This is a genomic window from Rubritalea sp. (genome assembly GCF_039830215.1).
Classification (GTDB): Bacteria; Verrucomicrobiota; Verrucomicrobiia; order Verrucomicrobiales; family Akkermansiaceae; genus Rubritalea.
Genome location: NZ_JBDOPO010000142.1, coordinates 1 through 19,854, shown reverse-complemented (window position 1 = coordinate 19,854; position 19,854 = coordinate 1). Strand labels below are relative to the sequence as shown.

Below are 19,854 nucleotides of genomic sequence, written 5' to 3'. Positions count from 1 at the left end.
ACCAGGTTCACGATCGATACGCTGGTGGTATTTTTCTATGGGGCAGCACCACAGTCTATTGTAATAAGGGTGAGGAAAGGTAGCTAGTCACCAGTCAAACTTTTATAGATGTGATGCACTCCGTCTACTGAGCAGCCGACACCAAGAATCAATACTATTTTGGGGTGCGTGAGTATCTTGCGCACTTTTAAGTTATTGGGTGGCATGTTTATGTCAGGTTTTCACGCAAATTATTGCGAGACTAGCCAGCTTTGATCCAACTCTATTGGTCAGAGTTAGTAATCCTAGGGGTAGCATGAAATTTAGGAATTGGCACAATATTGAAATTATCCATAAGTGAAAAGTGGGGTAGTGCATGTGCCGTTGTATGCTATCAAGGTGGCGGACTAAGAATGAATCAAAAGTCGCTCACATTTGCGTCCTGCTAGCATGTCATTAGCACGAGAAGGCGGCGGTGCGGTAGATTAGATTTCAGTCATAGATTCACTGAGTTCCTTAATCTACCTGAGGGATCTAGTGAGTATGGTGGCGCATATTGTCTCCATAAGAAATTCGTTGTGGTTGCGATCTAGTAATGACTTGGTGGTACTGGTTGCGGAGAATTGCTGGATGCAGCAAACATTGGTCTTGTGGAGTAGAGGTGGCTGAGGTACGAGACGTGCCTCGCTACCACTCCTAACAGCGGTACGAGCAAATAAATATCAAAATTATGGCAATTCAACGCGCGCTACTCTCAGTTTCTGATAAGACCGGCTTGGTCGAATTCGCGAAAGGTCTTCACGAATTTGGAGTCGAGCTCCTTTCAACAGGCGGCACTGCTGCTGCTCTTCGTGACGCTGGTCTCCCAGTGATCGATGTTTCTTCATTTACTGGCGCACCTGAGCTTTTCGAAGGTCGCGTCAAGACACTGCATCCTAAGGTGCACGGTGGTCTTCTACATAAGCGTGATGATGATCGTCATCTTTCTCAGGCAAAGGAGCACGATATTCCGCCAATCGACATTGTCGTCGTGAACCTCTATCCATTCGAGCAGACAATCGCCCGTGAAGGTGTGACACTTGAAGAAGCAATCGAGAATATCGATATCGGTGGGCCTTCTATGCTTCGTTCTGCCGCCAAGAACTACAAGAGTGTGACAGTGGTTACTGACACAGTTGATTACGATCGCGTATTGGCTGAGATGGCTGACCACGACGGAGACACAACTTTCAAGCTTCGCGAAGAACTTTCAGTTAAGGTATTTCTCCGCACTTCTGCATATGACGGAGCGATCACTAACTACCTAAGCCAGGCTGCAGAGGGCACTCGCTCATCATTCAGCATGACACTCCCACTAGATCACGAACTTCGTTACGGTGACAACCCGCACCAGAAAGCTAGTCTTTATGGAAACTTTAGCGATAGCTTCACTCAACTTCAAGGTAAGGCATTGAGTTACACTAACGTGCTAGACATCGAAGCTGCAGCGGATCTTATTTTTGATTTCGCTCGTCCAACAGTGGGTATCCTTAAGCACACTAATCCGTGTGGTGTTGGACAGGATGATGATGATCTCCGCGTGGCTTGGCAGCGTGCGTTCGAGACCGACACTCAGGCTCCATTTGGTGGAGTTATTGTAGTGAACCGTTCACTTACTGAGAGCCTTGCTCGTGTGATCTCTACTATCTTCACTGACGTTATTATTGCTCCTGATTTCGAAACAGAGGCGCGGGCAATTCTCCAGAAAAAGAAAAACCTCCGTCTCATCAAGATGAACATCGAGGCCTACACTGTAGCTAAAAAAGAGCCTCTCATCCGTTCATCACCAGGTGGACTTATGGTTGTGGACCGCGACCACACAGTGCTCGGACTTGATAATCTCGAAGAGCGTGTCGTGACGAAGCGTCCACCATCTGAAGAGGAAATGCGTGCAATGCGTTTCGCTTGGAGAGTGGTGAAGCACGTTAAGTCTAACGCTATTGTTTACGGTAAGTCTGATCGCACACTCGGTGTGGGCGCTGGACAAATGAGCCGTGTGGATTCTTCACGGATTGCTGTTTGGAAGGCTGCAGAGGCTGGGCTCTCTCTAGAAGGTTCAGTGATGGCTTCCGATGCGATGCTTCCATTTGCAGATGGACTAGAAGCCGCTATCAAAGCTGGTGCCACTGCTTGCATTCAGCCTGGAGGTTCTATCCGTGATGAGGAGGTAATTGCCGCTGCTGATGCTGCAGGCATTGCAATGATCTTCACTGGTCACCGCCACTTTCGTCACTAGGTATTAGTGAAAATGCTCTAGAGATTCCTCGAGTACGACTTTCAATGCGTTAGCTGAGTGATCAGCTAACGCATTTTGTGTCTAGAATCTGGGACGAAATTTGCGCACGCATGTTTTACCCTGTATAACAAAGTAGCTTGTGACGACTATGTCTTTGCCGTGGATGTGTCATTTAAAACTGGCCGGTATCTTTGTGAAAGCGAGGGCTGGAGATGTCTGTCTTTTCAGTGATTTAAAGGTCTGCAAGGTGATGTGGCGACAGATACTGCAGGCTGGCAGAATTATATCGCTGGAGTTTTGAACGGCATGACTCAAAGTAGGAAATTAGTCCGAGTTTTGCTGGCTAATCAAGAAGCTGTAATTGAGTTAGACTGGAAATGTCGTGAGGTCAGTGGACTTTGAGTATAGAAAAGACAAACTCCGCGCGCAGCTCAGTGACCATGATGTCGCTATTCGCGATAAGCAGACGCGCTCATTTGCTTGCACGGTTATCAACTCAATAGATTTAATGGAGAGGCAGCTTTTGCTAAGCGTGCTGGGCATAGATCCCATAAGCCTAAAATTGTTACTATGGATTTAGCTAGTGGCCCAAACAGTATGCTTGAACAACCAGGTAAGGAAGTGAGGGACTACGATAAGTCGCGTCCTTTACACACACACAGTAGCGAGAGGGGGCTACGAAGCTCTGATGCTAGAAGGTTCACCAAAGATGAACTGGCAATATGACGAAGAGGCACAGCAACCGAACGAGCCTATGGAATTTTGGGAGCAAACCGCAGGCTGGTAAACTTGGCTTGACGCAGTGGATGGAGAGCTATGGGTCGCGTTTGTGCAGTTAGCAGGCAAAATACCAATTGGTGACACCCGGTCATCTACGTTGTGGTACTCGAGCCGAGGTGTACAACGATAAACATGGACTGACTCCAGTGGATTCGCAAATTACTTTCCATGCCCATCCAGCCCAGAACCCAGTGCTTCTTCCCATTGATGATAGGTAGCTGTGTTATTGAAGTCCGTAGAGGTAGGAACTAGCTTTAGGGAAATACATATGGTTTTACTGTGGTTTCAGCATTTAGGGATCTTGCATTAATTGACCGTTTAAGCAGGGATTGAAAATTCTCTATTCTTCTCAAGCAAAGGGCTTGCCAGATGCAGGTTCAGTGTTACAACAAAGCCCTATCATGTCAGGCAAACTCACCTACAAAGAATCAGGAGTCGACACACGCGAGGCAGCAGCCATCGTTGGCGACATTGGGACACACGTTCGCCGCACGCAGCAGCAACGTAAACTTCACGGAGCATTCGGTCTTTTCGCCGCTTGTTTTGATCTCAGTGATTACAATCAACCAGTCATCGTTACAGGTTGTGACGGAGTTGGCACCAAGATCGATATCCTTCTTGAAAAGAAGGAATACGGTATTGCTGGTAAAGATCTGGTAGCAATGAGTGTGAATGACATCATCACTACAGGTGGTGACCCACTCATGTTCCTCGATTACATCGGTATCGCAGCATTGGATAAAGCGATGATTACTGAGCTTATCGCAGGGATGTGTGACTACCTTGAGTCATGTGGCTGTATCCTCGCTGGTGGTGAGACAGCTGAAATGCCAGGCATCGTCCCTGAAGAGGTTGTCGAACTCGCAGGATTCTGTATCGGAGCATGTGAGAAACCTAATCTCATCGATCCTACACAGATCAAAGTAGGCGACGTACTTGTCGGCTACAAATCTGATGGCCCACACGCAAACGGGTGGTCACTCATCCGTCGTGTGATCGCACAGAATCCAGACATTTTCTCTGAGGAAGAGTTGACTGAACTTCTTGCCCCAACACGACTTTACCACGATGTTGTTGCAGACGTGCGTAAAGCTGGAGTCACACCAAAGGCCTACGCACACATTACAGGTGGCGGACTTCCTGAAAACATCGAACGTATCTTCAATGGTGTTGGAGCTGACCTTGAGATTCCTTTCTGGGACAATAAGCCAATGCGCAAACTCTTTGAATTTGTTGATGCTGAGGACAAGTTCCACACCTTCAACATGGGTATCGGCTGGGTAGCCATTGTTTCTCCAGAAGATACTGATAAGATTCTTGCTGCTGGCCCTAGTGGCACAGTGATTGGCAAAATTGTTGAGCAAGAAGGCGTGCGCGTCATCGAGCAATCAGCTTAGTCATTCTTTAAAATCTCAAAACTCACCCAGGGAACGGCAATTTCCTGGGTGTTTTATTCTTAACCGAACACACTATCACAACACTTTTATGAGTGATCCTCTACACCACGAATGCGGTATCGCCGTCGTTCGACTTCGTAAGCCAATTAGCTACTATATCGAAAAGTATGGCACACCACTCTGGGGCTTGAATAAGCTTTTTCTTTTGATGGAGAAGCAACGCAACCGCGGACAAGATGGTATCGGTATTGGCTCTTGTAAGCTCAATATGCCCCTTGGTCAGCAATATATCAATCGTCGACGTAGTGTCGAAAATGATTCGTTGTCCCACATCTTCAATAAGGAGATAAAGAGCTTCAACAAACTCACTCGTAAAGGGATCATTGACCCTAAGAGTGCCGAGAGCTTTAAGACTAATTACGACTTTTCTGGTGAAATCCTTATGGGGCACCTGCGTTACGGCACGTCTGGTCGATTTGATTCTAGTTCATGTCACCCTTACCTTCGTCGCAGTAACTGGCCAACCCGTACACTGATGGTGCAAGGCAACTTCAACATGACCAATGCTGGCGAACTCAACCGCAAAATGATTGATCGCGGTCAGCACCCCGTATTCGGCACTGACACGCAAACAGTTCTTGAGGAAATTGGCTTCCACTTAGATGAGGCACACACCAACCTTTACCACGAGCTTCGTGATCAAGGGATGGATGGTAAAGAAATCCCTAAACATATTTCTGAGCGTATGGACCTTCATGGTGTGATCTCCGAGTCAGCACAAGCGTGGGATGGCGGTTACGCTATCTGTGGAGCTGTTGGAAATGGTGACATGTTTGTGATGCGCGATCCGCGTGGTATTCGTCCGTGTAGTTACTATATCGATGATGAAGTGATAGCATTCTCATCCGAGCGAGTTCCATTGATGACAGTTTTTGAGGCATCAAAAGAAGATGTGAAAGAGCTCGATCCAGGAGCTTGCACGATCGTCACTCACAATGGTGACATCAGTACTCAGCGGTTCCATCAAATGGAAGAGTACAAGCCATGTTCTTTCGAGCGTATCTATTTCTCACGCGGTAACGATCCATCGATCTACCGTGAGCGTAAAGCGATGGGGGCAGCACTGGTTGATCAGGTGGTGCAAACGATGGATGGAAACTTCGATAAAGCGGTATTTTCATTCATTCCTAACACGGCCGAAACTGCCTACTATGGTTTGATGGATGGGCTCCGTCTATTCCGTCGCCAAGAGGTGCGCTCGGAATTAGCTGAGGCTCTCGAAAATGGCACACTCGATGCTCAAATGCTCGATGATGTGATCCTTAAGAACTGGCCGAAAGCTGAGAAAGTGACGCAGAAGGACATCAAGATGCGAACCTTCATTTCTCAGGAGAAGGGCAGGGCACAGCTCGTTTCTCACGTTTACGATATTGCTTACGATGTGGTGAAACCTGATGACGTGCTAGTGATGTTAGATGACTCAATCGTTCGAGGTACAACTCTAAAGAAATCTATCCTTAAAATCCTTTCACGCACGAACCCACGAAAGATTGTTATTTGTTCCACAGCTCCGCAGATTCGTTACCCAGATTGCTACGGTATAGATATGTCCGAGCTAGGAAAGTTCATTGCTTTCAACGCGACTGTTTCCCTCCACAGGAAGAATGATAACGAGGCCATCTTTAAGGAGATTCACGAGGCTTGTATTGCTGAGCTTAAGAAGCCAGCAGCTGAGCGCACCAATCAAGTGAAGCGACTCTATAAGGGCTTCACCACAGAAGAAATATCAGCCGAAGTAAGCAAGCTAGTTTACCCAGAAGGTGTCGAGTGGGATGGTGAAGTGGAAATTATTTTTCAAACAATCGAGAACCTGCACGCTTCGATTAAGGGGCCATGTGGCGATTGGTACTTCACTGGCGACTACCCAACACCGGGCGGTATGGCGACAGTCAATGTAGCCTACATCAACTGGTTCGAAGGCAAGACCGGACGGGGATACGAAATGTAATCGTCGGATATTCCTAGATGTGCAAAAAGAGCGTCAGCGAAAGCGACGCTCTTTTTTTTGTGTTGATTTAGCCTAGTGCTGCCGATGATTCTAACGGCTTGGATATCGTAAGGTTGCTTTGTCTACCGAAAATCGGAAGGTCAAAAGTTGGTGCTGAGCGAGTGGTCGCGCCTCCATATCTCGAAGTTATCAGACTTCGCTAGCATAAGCTATGACCTTCAGGCTTTGGACTCCTTTATGCTCCGAGCGTGACACTGAGCCTCAAGAAGAATTTTTCATCATGATAAGCTGCTCATTTTACTTGCTCTTGGGGGAAATCCTCCTAGTTTGCATATCCATCGCTCTCCGGGTGATCGCTGTTACTACCCTTGGGTAGGTAATGGAGGAAAGTCCGGACACCATAGGGCAACGCGCCTCGTGAAGAACGAGGGATGCTGAGTGTAAGCTCAGTAGACGGACAGTGCAGCAGAGAGTAAACCGCCGATGAGTCTACGGATCACACGTAAGGGTGAAAGGGGGGTGTAAGAGACCACCGCTCAATAGGTAACTATTGGGGCAAGGTAAACCCCGCGTGGTGCAAGACATAACAGAGGAAGGGTGCCCGCCCGACTAGAATTCTTGGGTATTAGTCGCACGACAGCTTCGGCTGCGTCTGGCTTCGGCCAGAAGATAAATGATCACACAGAGCCACTTCGGTAGCTTAGACAGAATCCGGCTTACAGGAGAGCGATGGACATTCTCTCGTAGAAATGAATAAAGAATAATTTAACGGCAATAAGAGTGATTCTATCACCGTTTACTGAAGCAGCATTCTATTAGTATGTTGTAAGTTATTCTTTATAAATTACTTGATGAAGAGTCTATACCTCTTCGAGGTGTTCGTCGTCTGTCTCATCGTTGGCTTCTTCCTCGTAACCTACATCAATGATTTCACCAGCCTCGATAGCGGCGAGGCGCTGCTTTTCTTCTTCAGTTGAGACGATTTGTAGAGTGGCCATGATTCCATCGCGAATGGCAGCAGCTTTCAGAACATTGCGGATGGCACTTGCGGTAAAGCCGTTGCGGCCAATAAGAATAGCGACATCTGAACGATTCAGAACGAGGCGGAAGCGGATGTGGTCTTGCGAAACTTCAGATACCATCAATTGCGCTTCATCGGGGTGACCGATAAACTGCAAAGTGATGAATTGGAGGAAATTGCGGATCTGTTCCGATGTCTCATGCATGCCCTACTTTCTAACCAATTTTAGGAACTCTCAAGTGAATTTTTATTTTAAACCAGTTCACTGAAGCGCGATTGATTAGGTGGGTAATTGGGCCGCATGCTTCTGGAAATATTCTTGTATCTTTGAGAGGTTCGACCAAGACTGCCGCTATGCGCTACGCAGAGAAACTTGCAAAACGAATCACAACTACAGGCTCCCGACTTTGTGTGGGGCTTGACCCAAGACCGGATGACTCAGGCGGTATTCAAGCCATTCCAGAAGTACTCAAGCGTGTGGTCGGCGAGACCTGGGAGCATGCAGCTGCATTCAAGCCCAATATGGCTTACTTCGAAGCTATGGGGATCCAAGGCCTTGAAATTTTAGAAGAGATGTTAGGCCAAATGCCCACAGAGGTGCCAATCATACTCGATGCTAAACGCTCGGATATTGGCGAGACTCAGAAGTACTATGCACGTTCTTACTTTGAAAATTGGAATGTGGATGCTGTGACTCTCAATCCCTTCCTCGGATATGACACGATGGAACCATTCCTCGATTGGGAAGGCAAAGCAATCTACATCCTGGCCGTGACATCCAATTTAGGGAGTGCTGATTTCCAACGCCAGATGGTTGGTGATCGATATGTGTTCGAACTCGTGCAGGATATTTGCCAACGCGCAAAAGATGAAAAACGTAGGAGTGATGTTGGCATGGTGGTTGGCCTAACTAATGCAAGCGGCGACGTTCTTAGTCGCATTCAAGATTTCCCATTACTCATTCCAGGACTCGGTGCGCAAGGTGGCGATCTAGAGAATATGGCCGGCAAAGGGCGTACGGCTCCTGACACTATAAACGTCTCACGCGGCATTATGTACAAAGAGATGGGAAAAAGCTACGGGCAGAAGGCAAAGGAATGGGCTGATCAGATTTCTACAGCCTACCCAGCTTAGTACCGAATGACACTGACTGAACCACACAGAGTACATTCAGTCTTGAAGGATATCCTGCCCTAAGATGCTTAAGTCTCTCCGATTGTTAGAATTTCGCTGTTTTGAGCAACTTGGGCTTGAGTTCTCTGAACGAGGCGGAATTTTCATTGGTGATAACGCTCAAGGCAAAACCTCAATACTCGAGGCGATCTGCGTATTAGTGCGTTTACAGTCGCCACGAGCAAAAACGATGCGGCCTCTAGTAAGGTTCGAATCCCTAGGTCTCGGTATTGCAGGTGAATGTTGGGGAAGAGATTTATCTGTGCGATTTTCACGGGGCTCAGCCAAGCTGCAGATTGATAGCGAAGAACTTGCTACCCAAAATGCATTTTTAGCTCTGAGTGGATTAATAGTCTGGATGGGCAATGAAGATGTTGACCTCATCCGTGGCAGTGCTGGTGGTCGTCGTCGTTATCTCGACTTCATCTGCTCGCAGTTAGATCTCGGTTACCGCCGGGCGCTAAGCCGATACCGTCGGGCTTTAAAGGCTCGGAACTTGCTCTTAAAAGACCGAGATTTACGCGATGCGGAGCTCAACGCATATGCAGAGATTTTGATCGAGCATGGTGACTACATTAGCGCTGTACGCGACCGGATTGTGAAGCTGATCGAACCTTTAGCCAATACGGCGCAAAAAGAAATCAGCGGCAGCAATGAACAATTAGCTGTGCTATACAACCCAGGAAACGATGGAGGAATGCGCGAGGCATTGGCGACAACTGCGGAGAGCGAGCGCCGACAGCGGCAGACTCTCGCTGGGCCACATCGTGATGACATGAAGCTGACTATCAATGGAATGCCCGCAGCGGATTTTGCCAGTGAAGGGCAACAGCGCACGATAGCTTTGGCGCTCAAATTGGCTCAAGGTGACGCGCTAAAGGCTGAAGCGGGCAAAACCCCAGTGTATCTACTCGATGACATTTTTGGTGAGCTCGACCCAGCCCGCCGCAATGCTTTGATGGCTTATCTGCCAGTAGAAGCCCAGAAATTCATCACCACCACCACAGTTGAATGGATGGTCGGAGAATGGGAGCCGTGGCCATTGTTTGAGGTGTCAGGTGGCACTGTAAAAAGGAACTTGGCAGAGTGAGGTCAACTGCGCAGCATAGTGAGGTAAATTAATATGAATATCTCACGCCAGATTGCGTCCAATTTTTTGATGGCCGAAGTAGCAAGCGATTCAGCTGGGAATGGTGGCGATGGACCAACTGACCAAGTACTGGTTTTGCGAGCTCAGTCTGGAGACTACCAGGCCTTTGACCGACTGGTCACTCGTCACAGAGGAAAGATCTACGCGATGATAGTAAATATGATTCATAATGATGCAGATGCTTGGGACTTAGCTCAGGACGCCTTTGTCAAAGCATGGAAGGCATTACCAAAATTCGAGAATCGCGCGAAATTTTCAACCTGGCTCTTTCGTATCAGCCACAACGTGGTGTATGATTGGATGCGTAAAAAGAAGATTAAGTCAGAAGGTGAGCTGGATGATCATATGCTTGATTCTTCAAAAATTGATTCAACCGCACGCACAGCCCCCAAGATTCCCGCTAGACCTGACGAGCAATTGGCTCAAAATGAGCGAAGAGAAGAAATCGAGAATGCTCTGAGTCAGCTCAGCGATGAACACCGAGAAACCATTTTACTCAGAGAAGTACAAGGCATGGAGTACACTGAGGTAGCCGACATCATGCAATGCTCTAAAGGCACAGTGATGAGCCGTCTCTTCTATGCCCGTAAAAAATTACAAACCCTATTGAAACCATGAATACTCCAGACGAATCAACCATTCAAAGCTGGCTCAAGGGTGAGCTAGAAGGCAATGAGCTCAAGCAAATGGAAGCTTGGGCAGAAGAAAACGCTGCGGAGCTGGAAGCGAAAATGGGTTGGGATGCCCTCGGAGATGAAATTTCAAAGTCGATCCCATCCGAGCAAGAACCACCTTATGCTGATTTCTTTAATGAGAGGGTGAAGCATCATGCTGTCGAATCGGTCGAGAAAGTCCCAGCTGCAAAACCGGCTTCACAATGGACTCGTATTAACTGGTTTTTTGCGCCCGCTGCAGCTGCGGGAATGGCAGTATGTTTCTATTTAGGTACTCGTGTTGACCATGGAAAAACACCGATAGAGCAATCCTTTGCAGTACTAGATGAGGTGTACACTCCTGCCTCAGGTGTGCATTCTGAGGTTATCATTTCCGGTGAGTCCACAGTCATTGTGCTCGATGGATTAGATGAAATACCAGAAAGCTTAGATATTGTCTCTGGTGATACTAGTCATGGTGTGAGCCCACGCATGTTGGTCAAAGATAAACGTGAATCATTTTATTTCTAAATTTATGGTTATCAGAATAATTTGTGTGCTCAGCATTCTTTTATCCACCCTAGGGCCGGCTGCGGACCTGGGGAAGGAGGTGATAGGTCGCATGCAGGTGCAGGTGATTTTTGCAACCAACGGAGAACCTAGTATTGCCGCTAAAGGGCTAAAAAAGCCCTCTACTGAGGTTGAGAAAAAACTTAAAACTCTCCGTAAAACCTCATTTAAACATTACCGAGTTTTGGGCATGGACCGCCAGCCAGTCTTTCGGAGTTACGAAAACTGGCTGACACCACTCAAGCCATCTGAAGAACTCTTGCTCAGTTTTGAGCCGCGCGGTAAAGCACAATCAAGCAAGATGATGTTAGATCTCGAGCTTTGGCAGAGCCGAAAGAAAATAATGAAAGCTGGGCCGACACTAGAAAAAGGAAAACCACTCTACATATTTGGACCGAAATGGCGCGGTGGAAGACTTTTGCTGGCTATTGAGCTAGTCGAGCTCCTACAGTAATTACATGAAATTGCTAATTACTTTAACGAGTTTACTTTTAACTCAGCTCTCTTTGGCTGCCGGTGAACTTACTTTTAAAACAAAGGATAAATCTATAGCTGCAGCCGCCGATGCAAAAAAAGTAGAGATTATCTTTCCGTTTAAAAACTTCTCGACTGAAGAGGTCACCGTGATGCGCTATGATGCTCCTTGCACCTGCATGTCGGCTCAACTGAAGGGGGGAACACCGATTTCTAAAAATGGGCCAGTCCGTTTTGCTCCAGGTGAAGAGGGTGCTTTTAAAGCAATTTTTGAACTCGGTAATTTCAAAGGGACTGTCGACAAGAAGATTGTGGTCTGGGCTAAAGGAGACACCGAAGAAAATCCTTCAATCATGCTCACAACCAAGGTCACCATTCCATATCTGATTGCCGCATTCCCACAGTCTTTGCTCTGGAACATTGGAGAGGAACTCAAACCAAAGGTTATCACGATCAAGGTCGATAATGCTGACCCGATCAAAATCATCAAACATTCATGCTCTAGCCCTCAAATCGATTATATGTTGGAGACTGTAAAGGAAGGGTTTGAGTACAAGCTGACGATTACTCCGAAGTCGACAGAGAAGGTGCTTTTTGCCGCTCTTAGGCTCACCACAGATAGCGATAATCCTCGCTACAAAACGGTGCAGACATTCACCACAGTTAAACCTAAGAGGAAATAACGATGGCTCGTTGGATTAGCCAGACTCTGGCGCTTATAATTCTTTCTGCTGGCATTGCTGTTGCCATGTACTTCGTTGTGGGGCCTCCTGACCGCAGTGTTCCATGTATTCAAGCTGAGTTAGATGAGAACCATGTGTGTCTTTCAACTGTGCTTGATGAATGGGATGGCGATGTATTCTGGGTAGATGCTCGCGATGAATCTGAGTTTGCTAAAGGCCACTTGGAGGGCGCTATTCTTATCCCAGAGACCGACGTGGACAATCAAATTGCCATCCCAGAGCACATGGAGAAAATTGGCATGTCTGGCGTGAATGGTCAGAAATTGGTCGTCTATTGCGCAACTGATGCCTGTGGTAGCAGCGAATTAGTTGCCAAGAAAATCAGCGACACAGGATTTCACTCGGAAGTTTACGTTCTACAAGGTGGCTGGAAAGCTGTTCTTGCGAGTGAAAGGGAAGTGAAGATTGTACGATAGCCACAAGGCAGAGACATCTAGTGCTTTGATCTACGATTGTTGATGCTATCGATCGCCATAGATTGGCAAGTCTGGCTAGACCAACAAAGTTTCTGCTGACTCTATTTTCAGATAATATCGAACACGCGAACTATGAGAACTTTTGAATTGCTGGCTTTAGGCAGCCTGTGAGCCTAGATAACTAAGTCAATGAGATTTTTAGACTACTCGGTGATCTTATAAATCTGCCCTTGATGGGAGATAATGTACATTTCTCCTTGCGGATCTGAAGCAAATGAAGCCACCTGCTTTATCTCTTTGCCGTTTTGAGCAAAATCGGCTTTGTGGTGTTTTAGATCAGTGAACTTGTTCTCTGCTATTTTAGCGCTCCAAATGTGGGGCTTGACGTAATCAGCAAAGACATATCGCCCTTGGAGTTCTTTAACCGAGCCATTATAAATAGCACCACCGGTGATACTGAATCCACCGGTATCATTGCCATCATGTTGATATTCGTAAACGGGTTCGATAAGTTTACCTAGATTTTTTTTCTTAGCTTTTTGATTCCTAGTTTTGTGGGTTCCTTCTCGTTGAGGCCAGCCAAAGTTAGCGTTGAATAGGTCCTTATTCTCTACCACATTGACTTCTTCCCAAGCATTCTGACCTACGTCTGCAACGATTAGGGATTTACCTACCCAAGAGCATCTCCAAGGATTGCGAAGGCCGTATGAAAGTATTTCAGGCCGTGCACTTTCAGATTCGAAAAATGGGTTATCAGCAGGAACCTGATACCCTTCCTCACTCGATACATCGACTCTAAGGATCTTACCCAACAGCGTTGTTAGATCCTGTGCACGCTGCTTAGTGTCATTCGCTCTGCCCCCATCACCGAGACCTATGTAGAGCATTCCATCAGGGCCGAAATCGATCCACCCGCCATTATGATTTTTAAAGTCTTGAGCCTGCGTGAGAAGGATTTCCTCAGAGGACTTGTCCGCCTTGATTTTAGAACTCACGCTATAGCGTGAAACCACGGTGTCACCATTATTGTCTGTGTAGTAGAGGTAAAACCGATGGTCGGTGGCAAAATGGGGTGAAAAGGCCATACCCAACAGACCTTGTTCTGTCATCTGAATCTTAATTTTATCTCTGATGTCGAGGAATGTATTCTTGAGTAATTTTTTACTTTTCCTTTCATAGAGCTTGATTACGCCTTCCTTCTCTAAAATATACAGGTAGTCATTGCTGTGTTTCGGAGCACTGAGGTAGACAGGTTTGTTGAGATTGTTGACGAGAAGTGTGGCGCGTGGTGCTGATTGGCCTAGTGATGCGACGAAAGGTAAAAAAGTGAGTACAAGAAGTGATGGCTTCATCTCTCTAAAATTCACAACGCTAGCGCTGAATGCAACTGGGAATTCTGTCCTGCGAGATATCTACCCAACTTTAGGTCTAAAAAAATAGTTCGAGCCACCTATTTTAGGTTTTAGTCGTGTTGAGCACTTTGAGGTGTAGCCATCAACATTATTCATCTAGGTAACGGCCTAGAGATTCTCGTAGTTCAGTTCTGGCACGGAATAAATGGCTCTTCACCGCCGAAACCGAAGTTTTTAGAACGTCCGCAATCTCTTCATAGGGCATATTCTCATACCGCCGAAGAATCACAGCCATGCGCTGTTTTTCTGGGAGAGAATTGATCGCAGCATCGACAGCTGCCTGAAGTTCAGATTGGAGAGTTTCGGCATCTGGTTTGCGTGAACAATCCTCAGCCACTTGGCTAAAATTTTCTTCCTGCCGTTCTTCTAATGAATGAGTCTTCCGACGTGCGTGTTTTTTACTCTCATTGAAAACGAGGTTACGAGTTATTGTGAAGAGGAAGGTGGTGAACTTTGCTTTTCGCTTGTAACGTGGAGCTGATTTCCAGAGGCGAATGAAAACTTGTTGAGCAATATCTTGAGCATCTGATGCGTTTCCAAGCATTTTAGCAACTGTACCAACAATCATGTTTTGGTGTCGCTCGACTAACTCTTGAAATGCGGCATGATCACCTGTCTTGACTCGCATCATGAGGGCCACATCGATCGCGTCGTCTGAAAGAGAGTCTTGCGTATCAATATCGGACATAGGTAAGGTGAGGCTCTGCATGGCAGTGTTCTACATAATGTAATAGCTAGAACCGCACTACAACGGAGAAGTTGCAAAGACTCTGGAGAAAATGAGCAATCAACGAGAATTAGCGAATGAAACGCTGGCGTAAATTCTTGAGAAGTCCTTGTATCTCTTGAGCTTCTCCAAGTAGGTCTGTGAGTTTTTCACTAGGTAAATTCGGTTGCTTTAGAGCAGTACGAATAGCTGATTCACGCTGCTGAAGCTGTTTACTGATAAGCATGCTAGTTGTTTCTTCCGCTGCTTTGATCGGGTCTGCTGGCACATCTTCTGAAAAATTGCGCTGTAGGGCCAATTGGTCAGCTGGTTCAAGCGTCATCAAGAAACTTTGAATCGATGATGTGTTTGATGGGTCAGGCTTACGTGCAAGTATGTGGTTGAGAAGGTGGCCGCCAATAGTTACTGCGAGGGGGTCATATAATGACTCCACTTGTTCACATAGCCAGTCGAGAGCAACACTGGAACTCAGTGCTAGAAAGCACAGGTAGGCTACTGTCCCATCCATCTCTGTGGGCAATATGATCTCTCGAGCTGGCTCATTTGCGTTCCGGTAGTTGTTCGAGCGGCTAGCCTCAAACTTCCGTTTTTTGGCCTCTTTGATAATGAGTTCGCGGAAATCTTGACCCGTCATGCCTAGATGTGCGGCGACTTTAGAAATGATCATTTCTTGTGCCACTTTATCACCAACCATCTGAGCGAGTTCGCTAAGCTCAGTTGCAAGGTGAGATCGGTCCTGAATACTGTTTAGATCTGTGGTTGCTGTGGCGTGCTTGAGCTTGTAGTCAAAAAATTCCTGAGCATCGGCTAGCAGTTTTTTGAACGCATCCACACCATTAGCTAGGATATAGGAATCTGGATCCTCACCTTCGGGCATCGTGACGCAGCGCACGTTGATGCCTTCAGTGACGAGCACCTTGAAGGCTCTAGTCGTGGCTTTGTGACCAGCCGCATCGGAATCATAGCAGAGGACTACATCTTTGGTGTAACGTTTGAGTAGGCGAGCATGATGCTCGGTGGTTCCTGTGCCAAGTGCAGCGATGACGTTTTGTATTCCTTGTTCGTGGAGTGAAATGACGTCGATCTGCCCTTCACAGAGGATAGCGCATTTCTCTTTGGATATCGGGCGCCGAGCCTTATCAAGACCGAAAAAGGTACGTGATTTATCAAATAACTGTGTTTCGCGAGTGTTGATGTATTTGCCGGTCTTGGGGTCGTTGATGAGTTGTCTAGCACTGAAGCCGATGATGTCGCCATAGTCATTATGAATCGGAAAGAGCAGTCGATTTCGCCAATTGACATAAATTCCTGCACGCGGGTTCTGAGCATCCTTCAGGTTACAAATACCCGAATCGCTGAGTTCCCTGCCAGTGTATCCTTTTTCCTTTGCCCATTTTAGAAACACTGCAGGGTTGTCAGGCATCCAGCCGATCAACCAACGCTCCGCGGACTCCAATGTGAAACCACGCTTCTTAAGGTAGTCACGTGCGATCTGCGCATCGGCGGACTTACGCACCAATTGATGGAAGTATGCAGCTGACTCGTTATGCAACTGAACCAAACGAGATTTTGAGCGACGACGTTGTTCCGCCTTGGGATCAAAGGTCTCTTCAACAATGGAAACACCAGCACGCATGGCGAGCTTCTTGACTGCATCCACGAAAGGTAGGTTCTCGTATTTTTGAACAAAGGTAATTGCCGATCCTCCTTCGCCACATCCAAAACAATAGAAAAATTGTTTGCCTGGATTGACGTTGAACGAAGGTGTCTTTTCGTTGTGAAATGGGCAGTTGGCTTTAAATGTCCCGCCTGCACGTTTAAGAGGGATGTAGCCAGATATAACATCGACAATGTCAGTCTGAGCTAAAACGGATTGAATAGTTTCCTCTGGTATTAGTGCCACGGCCTAGTTCTGCATGCTGGCGCTCAGCTATTCAATCCTGAAAATAATGAGATAGCAGAAATTATTCAACTGAATGGACAAGATCAGTGAAAGCGGTTTTTGAGTCCGATGGAAGGCTGGGAATTTCACGCTTTGCGTACCTCACGAAGACACCTTTAGTCGACTTGCTTAACCCCTCAAAAATTTCATAACTTCTATATTCTGTGATTCAGGATAATTAGTAGAATGGTCATTCGATCTGCTAATAAACGATATCAGATCGGATTCCTCATCATTTCGGTTGCGGGCTGAAAATTCGTGGGCATAATCCCGCCAGAATCATCTCAAACAATTTTATATGGAGAACGTAATCATCATAGGAACAGGACCTGCTGGCTACACAGCAGCAATTTACACAGCTCGTGCTGAACTCAGTCCACTGGTACTCACTGGCTCTCAGCCAGGCGGACAACTAACAACAACAACTGACGTTGAAAATTTCCCAGGTTTCCCAGACGGAATCATGGGCCCAGAACTCATGCAGAAGATGCAACAGCAGGCTGAGAAGTTTGGAGCACGTGTCCAAAATAGCGTGGAAGTCACTAGCGTTGATAAAAATGCTGACGGCTCATTCACAGTGAATGCTAAAGACGTTTTCGGCTCTAATGTTCACGTATGGCAGACTAAAACAGTCATTATCGCATCTGGTGCTTCAGCTCGTTACCTCGGTCTCCCAGGTGAAATGGACCTCGTCAAAAATGGTGCTGGACTTACTGCCTGCGCAACATGCGACGGTGCATTCTACCGCGACGTTCCAGTGTGTGTTATCGGCGGTGGTGACTCAGCAGCTGAAGAAGCAAACTTCCTCACTAAATTCGCTAGCAAAGTGTACCTAATTCATCGTCGTGAAGAACTTCGAGCTTCTAAAATTATGGCTGCACGAGCTCTAGCCAACGAGAAGATTGAGCCAGTTTGGAACTCTACTATCTGTGAGTACCTGCTAAATGATAATGGTCGTATCCGCGCTGTAATGCTCGAGAACACGATAGACGGGGCCAAGTCAGAACTAGCACTCGAAGGCGTGTTCATGGCGATCGGTCACAACCCAAACAGCACATTCCTCAGCGAGGAACTCGTTGATAAAGATGAGAGCGGTTACCTTATTCAAATCCCAGGTAAGACTGCGACCAAGACTCCAGGAATCTACGCTGCAGGTGATATTGCCGACACAGTCTACCGCCAAGGCATCACAGCTGCAGGCCAAGGCTGTGCCGCTGCCCTTGAAGCCGAGCACTACATAGCTTCACTCTAAACAAGAGCGATTCTATCCTCCAAAGCGCGGACACCAGATCATGGTGTCCGCGCTCTTTTTTTCGCATCTGGGGGCTGTGGCTCAAAACATGAGGCGCAGGTAGCTGTTCGGTAGATCAAGTCTGTTTCAACTAAATAGAGATCATCTCGATACATCTTGCCTAGCTCTAACAGATCTGTTAGGTTGTTAGTTATGTTAGTACGTGTATTTTCAGCGGCCTTGTCAGGTGTGGATGCGATTGAGGTTGATGTGGAGGTTAATCACATAAAACGTGATAAGTTCACGATGTCTTTAGTGGGCTTACCTGATGCAGCGGTCAGGGAAAGCACTCAGAGAGTGATGAGCGCCATTGGTAATAGTGGGCTGCTCTTCGGAAAAGGTATCAATACCGTGAATCTCGCGCCTGCCGACATAAAGAAGGAAGGCCCCAGCTTTGATCTTCCTATAGCTTTGGCTATGGCTGCAGTGGGCATGGAGAAGGAAATACCCTTTTTTGACCGTTACTGCATAGTGGGTGAGTTAGCACTCGATGGTGCAGTGCGTTCGGTGAAAGGGGTTATATCGGTAGCGCTAGAAGCAAAGAGTCGAGGACGGACTAGGCTAATAGTTCCAGCAATGAATGCTGAGGAGGCTGCTGTTGTAGATGGGATTGAGGTGTATGGTGTCGACTCGCTTTATCAGGCTTGGTTGCTGATCACTGGGGATCTTACTCCAGCTCCTTTGTCCATAGACCGAGATGCTTATATGCAGAGCCATCTGCGGATGCTTGATGATTTGAGTGATGTGAAAGGGCAACACCAAGTAAAGCGGGCACTCGAGGTAGCAGCAGCTGGAGGCCATAATATTCTGATGGTCGGGCCACCAGGGACTGGTAAATCAATGATAGCCAAACGTATTGCAACGATTCTACCTGATATGAAGATTGATGAAGCGATAGAGACGACCAAGATTCATTCCGTATCAGGTAAGTTGCATGGGTCAGCTTCTTTCATTGTCTCAAGGCCTTACAGGTCACCGCACCACACGATATCAGATGCGGGTCTATTAGGAGGTGGGACGAATCCTAGGCCAGGAGAAGTCAGTCTAGCGCATAATGGTGTGCTATTTCTTGATGAACTCCCTGAATTTAGGCGACAAACCCTAGAAGTGTTACGGCAACCTTTAGAAGATAGGGAGGTGTGTATTTCTCGAGCTGCTGGTGCCGTCACCTTTCCATGTAACTGTATGCTAGTAGCCGCGCTAAATCCCTGCCCATGTGGTTACTACGGTGACCTCAAGCGCGAATGCAGGTGCTCGCCTACTCAAATCGAAAAATATCGTCAGAGGATAAGTGGACCATTGCTTGATCGGATTGATTTGCACGTCGAAGTTCCGATGATCGAGTACAAGCAACTCCGCAATGGTGATGGTGGTGAAAAATCTGAGGTAGTAAAAAAGAGAGTGGTCGAGGCACGTCAGCGTCAGCAATCCCGCTACTCTGAACACGAGGGGATTCACTCTAATAGTATGTTGCCAAGTAGGCTGATGGCGACGTATTGCGATATCGATTCTGAAACGTCAGTTTATCTGGAACAAACCATGAATGAGCTGAATTTCTCCGCCCGCGCCCACGACAGAATCCTAAAAGTCGCTAGGACGCTAGCTGATCTAGAATGCCTAGAGAATATCGCCGTCCACCATGTCATGGAAGCCGTCCAGTATCGAGCACTAGACCGGAAATTAATGATGTAATAATTTTAAGATTATCAAAGGTTGCTTGTACACAAACCGGCAGCGCTCCGCCACGACTTAAAGATCACTCTACCTCTCCTGTAGGTGATTTTTTACAGTATTAATCAGGCGGAAAACCAGTTGGCATTATTTCTGCTGGATATAAGCTATG

At 47.0% G+C, this 19,854-nt stretch carries 16 protein-coding genes and 1 other RNA gene; 13 read left to right on the top strand and 4 right to left on the bottom strand.

The window, feature by feature from the left end; all coding sequences use genetic code 11:
- Positions 1-709 precede the first annotated feature (709 nt).
- The 4 genes from purH (at position 710) to rnpB (ending at position 7,174) form a co-directional block, all read left to right on the top strand.
- Positions 710-2,254 (top strand): bifunctional phosphoribosylaminoimidazolecarboxamide formyltransferase/IMP cyclohydrolase, encoded by a 1,545-nt coding sequence (gene purH / locus ABGY95_RS04800; protein ID WP_347440561.1) that lies wholly within the window; start codon positions 710-712, stop codon positions 2,252-2,254.
- Between the two features lie 1,181 nt (positions 2,255-3,435).
- The gene (gene purM, locus ABGY95_RS04795; RefSeq protein ID WP_347440560.1) at positions 3,436-4,431 is read left to right on the top strand and encodes a phosphoribosylformylglycinamidine cyclo-ligase; all 996 of its coding nucleotides are present in this window, start codon (positions 3,436-3,438) and stop codon (positions 4,429-4,431) included.
- Positions 4,432-4,519: 88 nt separating this feature from the next.
- On the top strand, positions 4,520-6,439 hold the full coding sequence (locus ABGY95_RS04790) for an amidophosphoribosyltransferase (protein WP_347440559.1): 1,920 nt from the start codon (positions 4,520-4,522) through the stop codon (positions 6,437-6,439).
- A gap of 337 nt (positions 6,440-6,776) precedes the next feature.
- Positions 6,777-7,174, top strand: an RNA gene (gene rnpB / locus ABGY95_RS04785) — RNase P RNA component class A.
- Between the two features lie 125 nt (positions 7,175-7,299).
- Here the strand turns inward: rnpB and ABGY95_RS04780 are convergent.
- Positions 7,300-7,665: a KH domain-containing protein gene (locus tag ABGY95_RS04780; protein WP_347440558.1), complete on the bottom strand. Its 366-nt coding sequence runs from the start codon at positions 7,663-7,665 to the stop codon at positions 7,300-7,302.
- Between the two features lie 149 nt (positions 7,666-7,814).
- Here ABGY95_RS04780 and pyrF point away from each other — a divergent pair, with 149 nt between their 5' ends.
- From pyrF to ABGY95_RS04745, 7 genes are all read left to right on the top strand, one after another.
- Positions 7,815-8,594 (top strand): orotidine-5'-phosphate decarboxylase, encoded by a 780-nt coding sequence (gene pyrF, locus ABGY95_RS04775; RefSeq protein WP_347440557.1) that lies wholly within the window; start codon positions 7,815-7,817, stop codon positions 8,592-8,594.
- A gap of 64 nt (positions 8,595-8,658) precedes the next feature.
- A complete protein-coding gene (gene recF, locus ABGY95_RS04770; protein ID WP_347440556.1) occupies positions 8,659-9,723 on the top strand; it encodes a DNA replication and repair protein RecF in 1,065 nt (354 codons plus the stop codon).
- Between the two features lie 69 nt (positions 9,724-9,792).
- Entirely contained in the window at positions 9,793-10,401 is a 609-nt protein-coding gene (locus tag ABGY95_RS04765; RefSeq protein ID WP_347440555.1) for a sigma-70 family RNA polymerase sigma factor, read from the top strand.
- A complete protein-coding gene (locus tag ABGY95_RS04760) occupies positions 10,398-10,967 on the top strand; it encodes a hypothetical protein (protein ID WP_347440554.1) in 570 nt (189 codons plus the stop codon). The genes ABGY95_RS04765 and ABGY95_RS04760 overlap by 4 nt, the downstream gene beginning before the upstream one ends.
- Positions 10,968-10,971: 4 nt before the next feature.
- Positions 10,972-11,460, top strand: a complete 489-nt coding sequence (locus ABGY95_RS04755) for a hypothetical protein (protein WP_347440553.1) — start codon at positions 10,972-10,974, stop codon at positions 11,458-11,460.
- 4 nt (positions 11,461-11,464) lie between these two features.
- On the top strand, positions 11,465-12,163 hold the full coding sequence (locus tag ABGY95_RS04750; RefSeq protein WP_347440552.1) for a DUF1573 domain-containing protein: 699 nt from the start codon (positions 11,465-11,467) through the stop codon (positions 12,161-12,163).
- Between the two features lie 2 nt (positions 12,164-12,165).
- Positions 12,166-12,639: a rhodanese-like domain-containing protein gene (locus ABGY95_RS04745; RefSeq protein ID WP_347440551.1), complete on the top strand. Its 474-nt coding sequence runs from the start codon at positions 12,166-12,168 to the stop codon at positions 12,637-12,639.
- Between the two features lie 203 nt (positions 12,640-12,842).
- Here the strand turns inward: ABGY95_RS04745 and ABGY95_RS04740 are convergent, their stop codons facing one another.
- The 3 genes from ABGY95_RS04740 to dnaG form a co-directional block, all read right to left on the bottom strand.
- On the bottom strand, positions 12,843-13,991 hold the full coding sequence (locus ABGY95_RS04740) for a PQQ-dependent sugar dehydrogenase (RefSeq protein WP_347440550.1): 1,149 nt from the start codon (positions 13,989-13,991) through the stop codon (positions 12,843-12,845).
- Positions 13,992-14,139: 148 nt separating this feature from the next.
- A complete protein-coding gene (locus tag ABGY95_RS04735; protein ID WP_347440549.1) occupies positions 14,140-14,760 on the bottom strand; it encodes a sigma-70 family RNA polymerase sigma factor in 621 nt (206 codons plus the stop codon).
- Positions 14,761-14,848: 88 nt separating this feature from the next.
- Positions 14,849-16,681 carry a DNA primase gene (gene dnaG / locus ABGY95_RS04730; RefSeq protein WP_347440548.1) on the bottom strand — a complete coding sequence of 611 codons (1,833 nt, stop codon included), beginning with the start codon at positions 16,679-16,681 and terminating at the stop codon, positions 14,849-14,851.
- A gap of 337 nt (positions 16,682-17,018) precedes the next feature.
- Here dnaG and trxB point away from each other — a divergent pair, with 337 nt between their 5' ends.
- Complete coding sequence (trxB, locus tag ABGY95_RS04725) at positions 17,019-17,972, top strand: thioredoxin-disulfide reductase (protein WP_347440547.1); 954 nt, start codon at positions 17,019-17,021, stop codon at positions 17,970-17,972.
- A gap of 192 nt (positions 17,973-18,164) precedes the next feature.
- Entirely contained in the window at positions 18,165-19,703 is a 1,539-nt protein-coding gene (locus ABGY95_RS04720; protein WP_347440546.1) for a YifB family Mg chelatase-like AAA ATPase, read from the top strand.
- Positions 19,704-19,854: the final 151 nt, after the last annotated feature.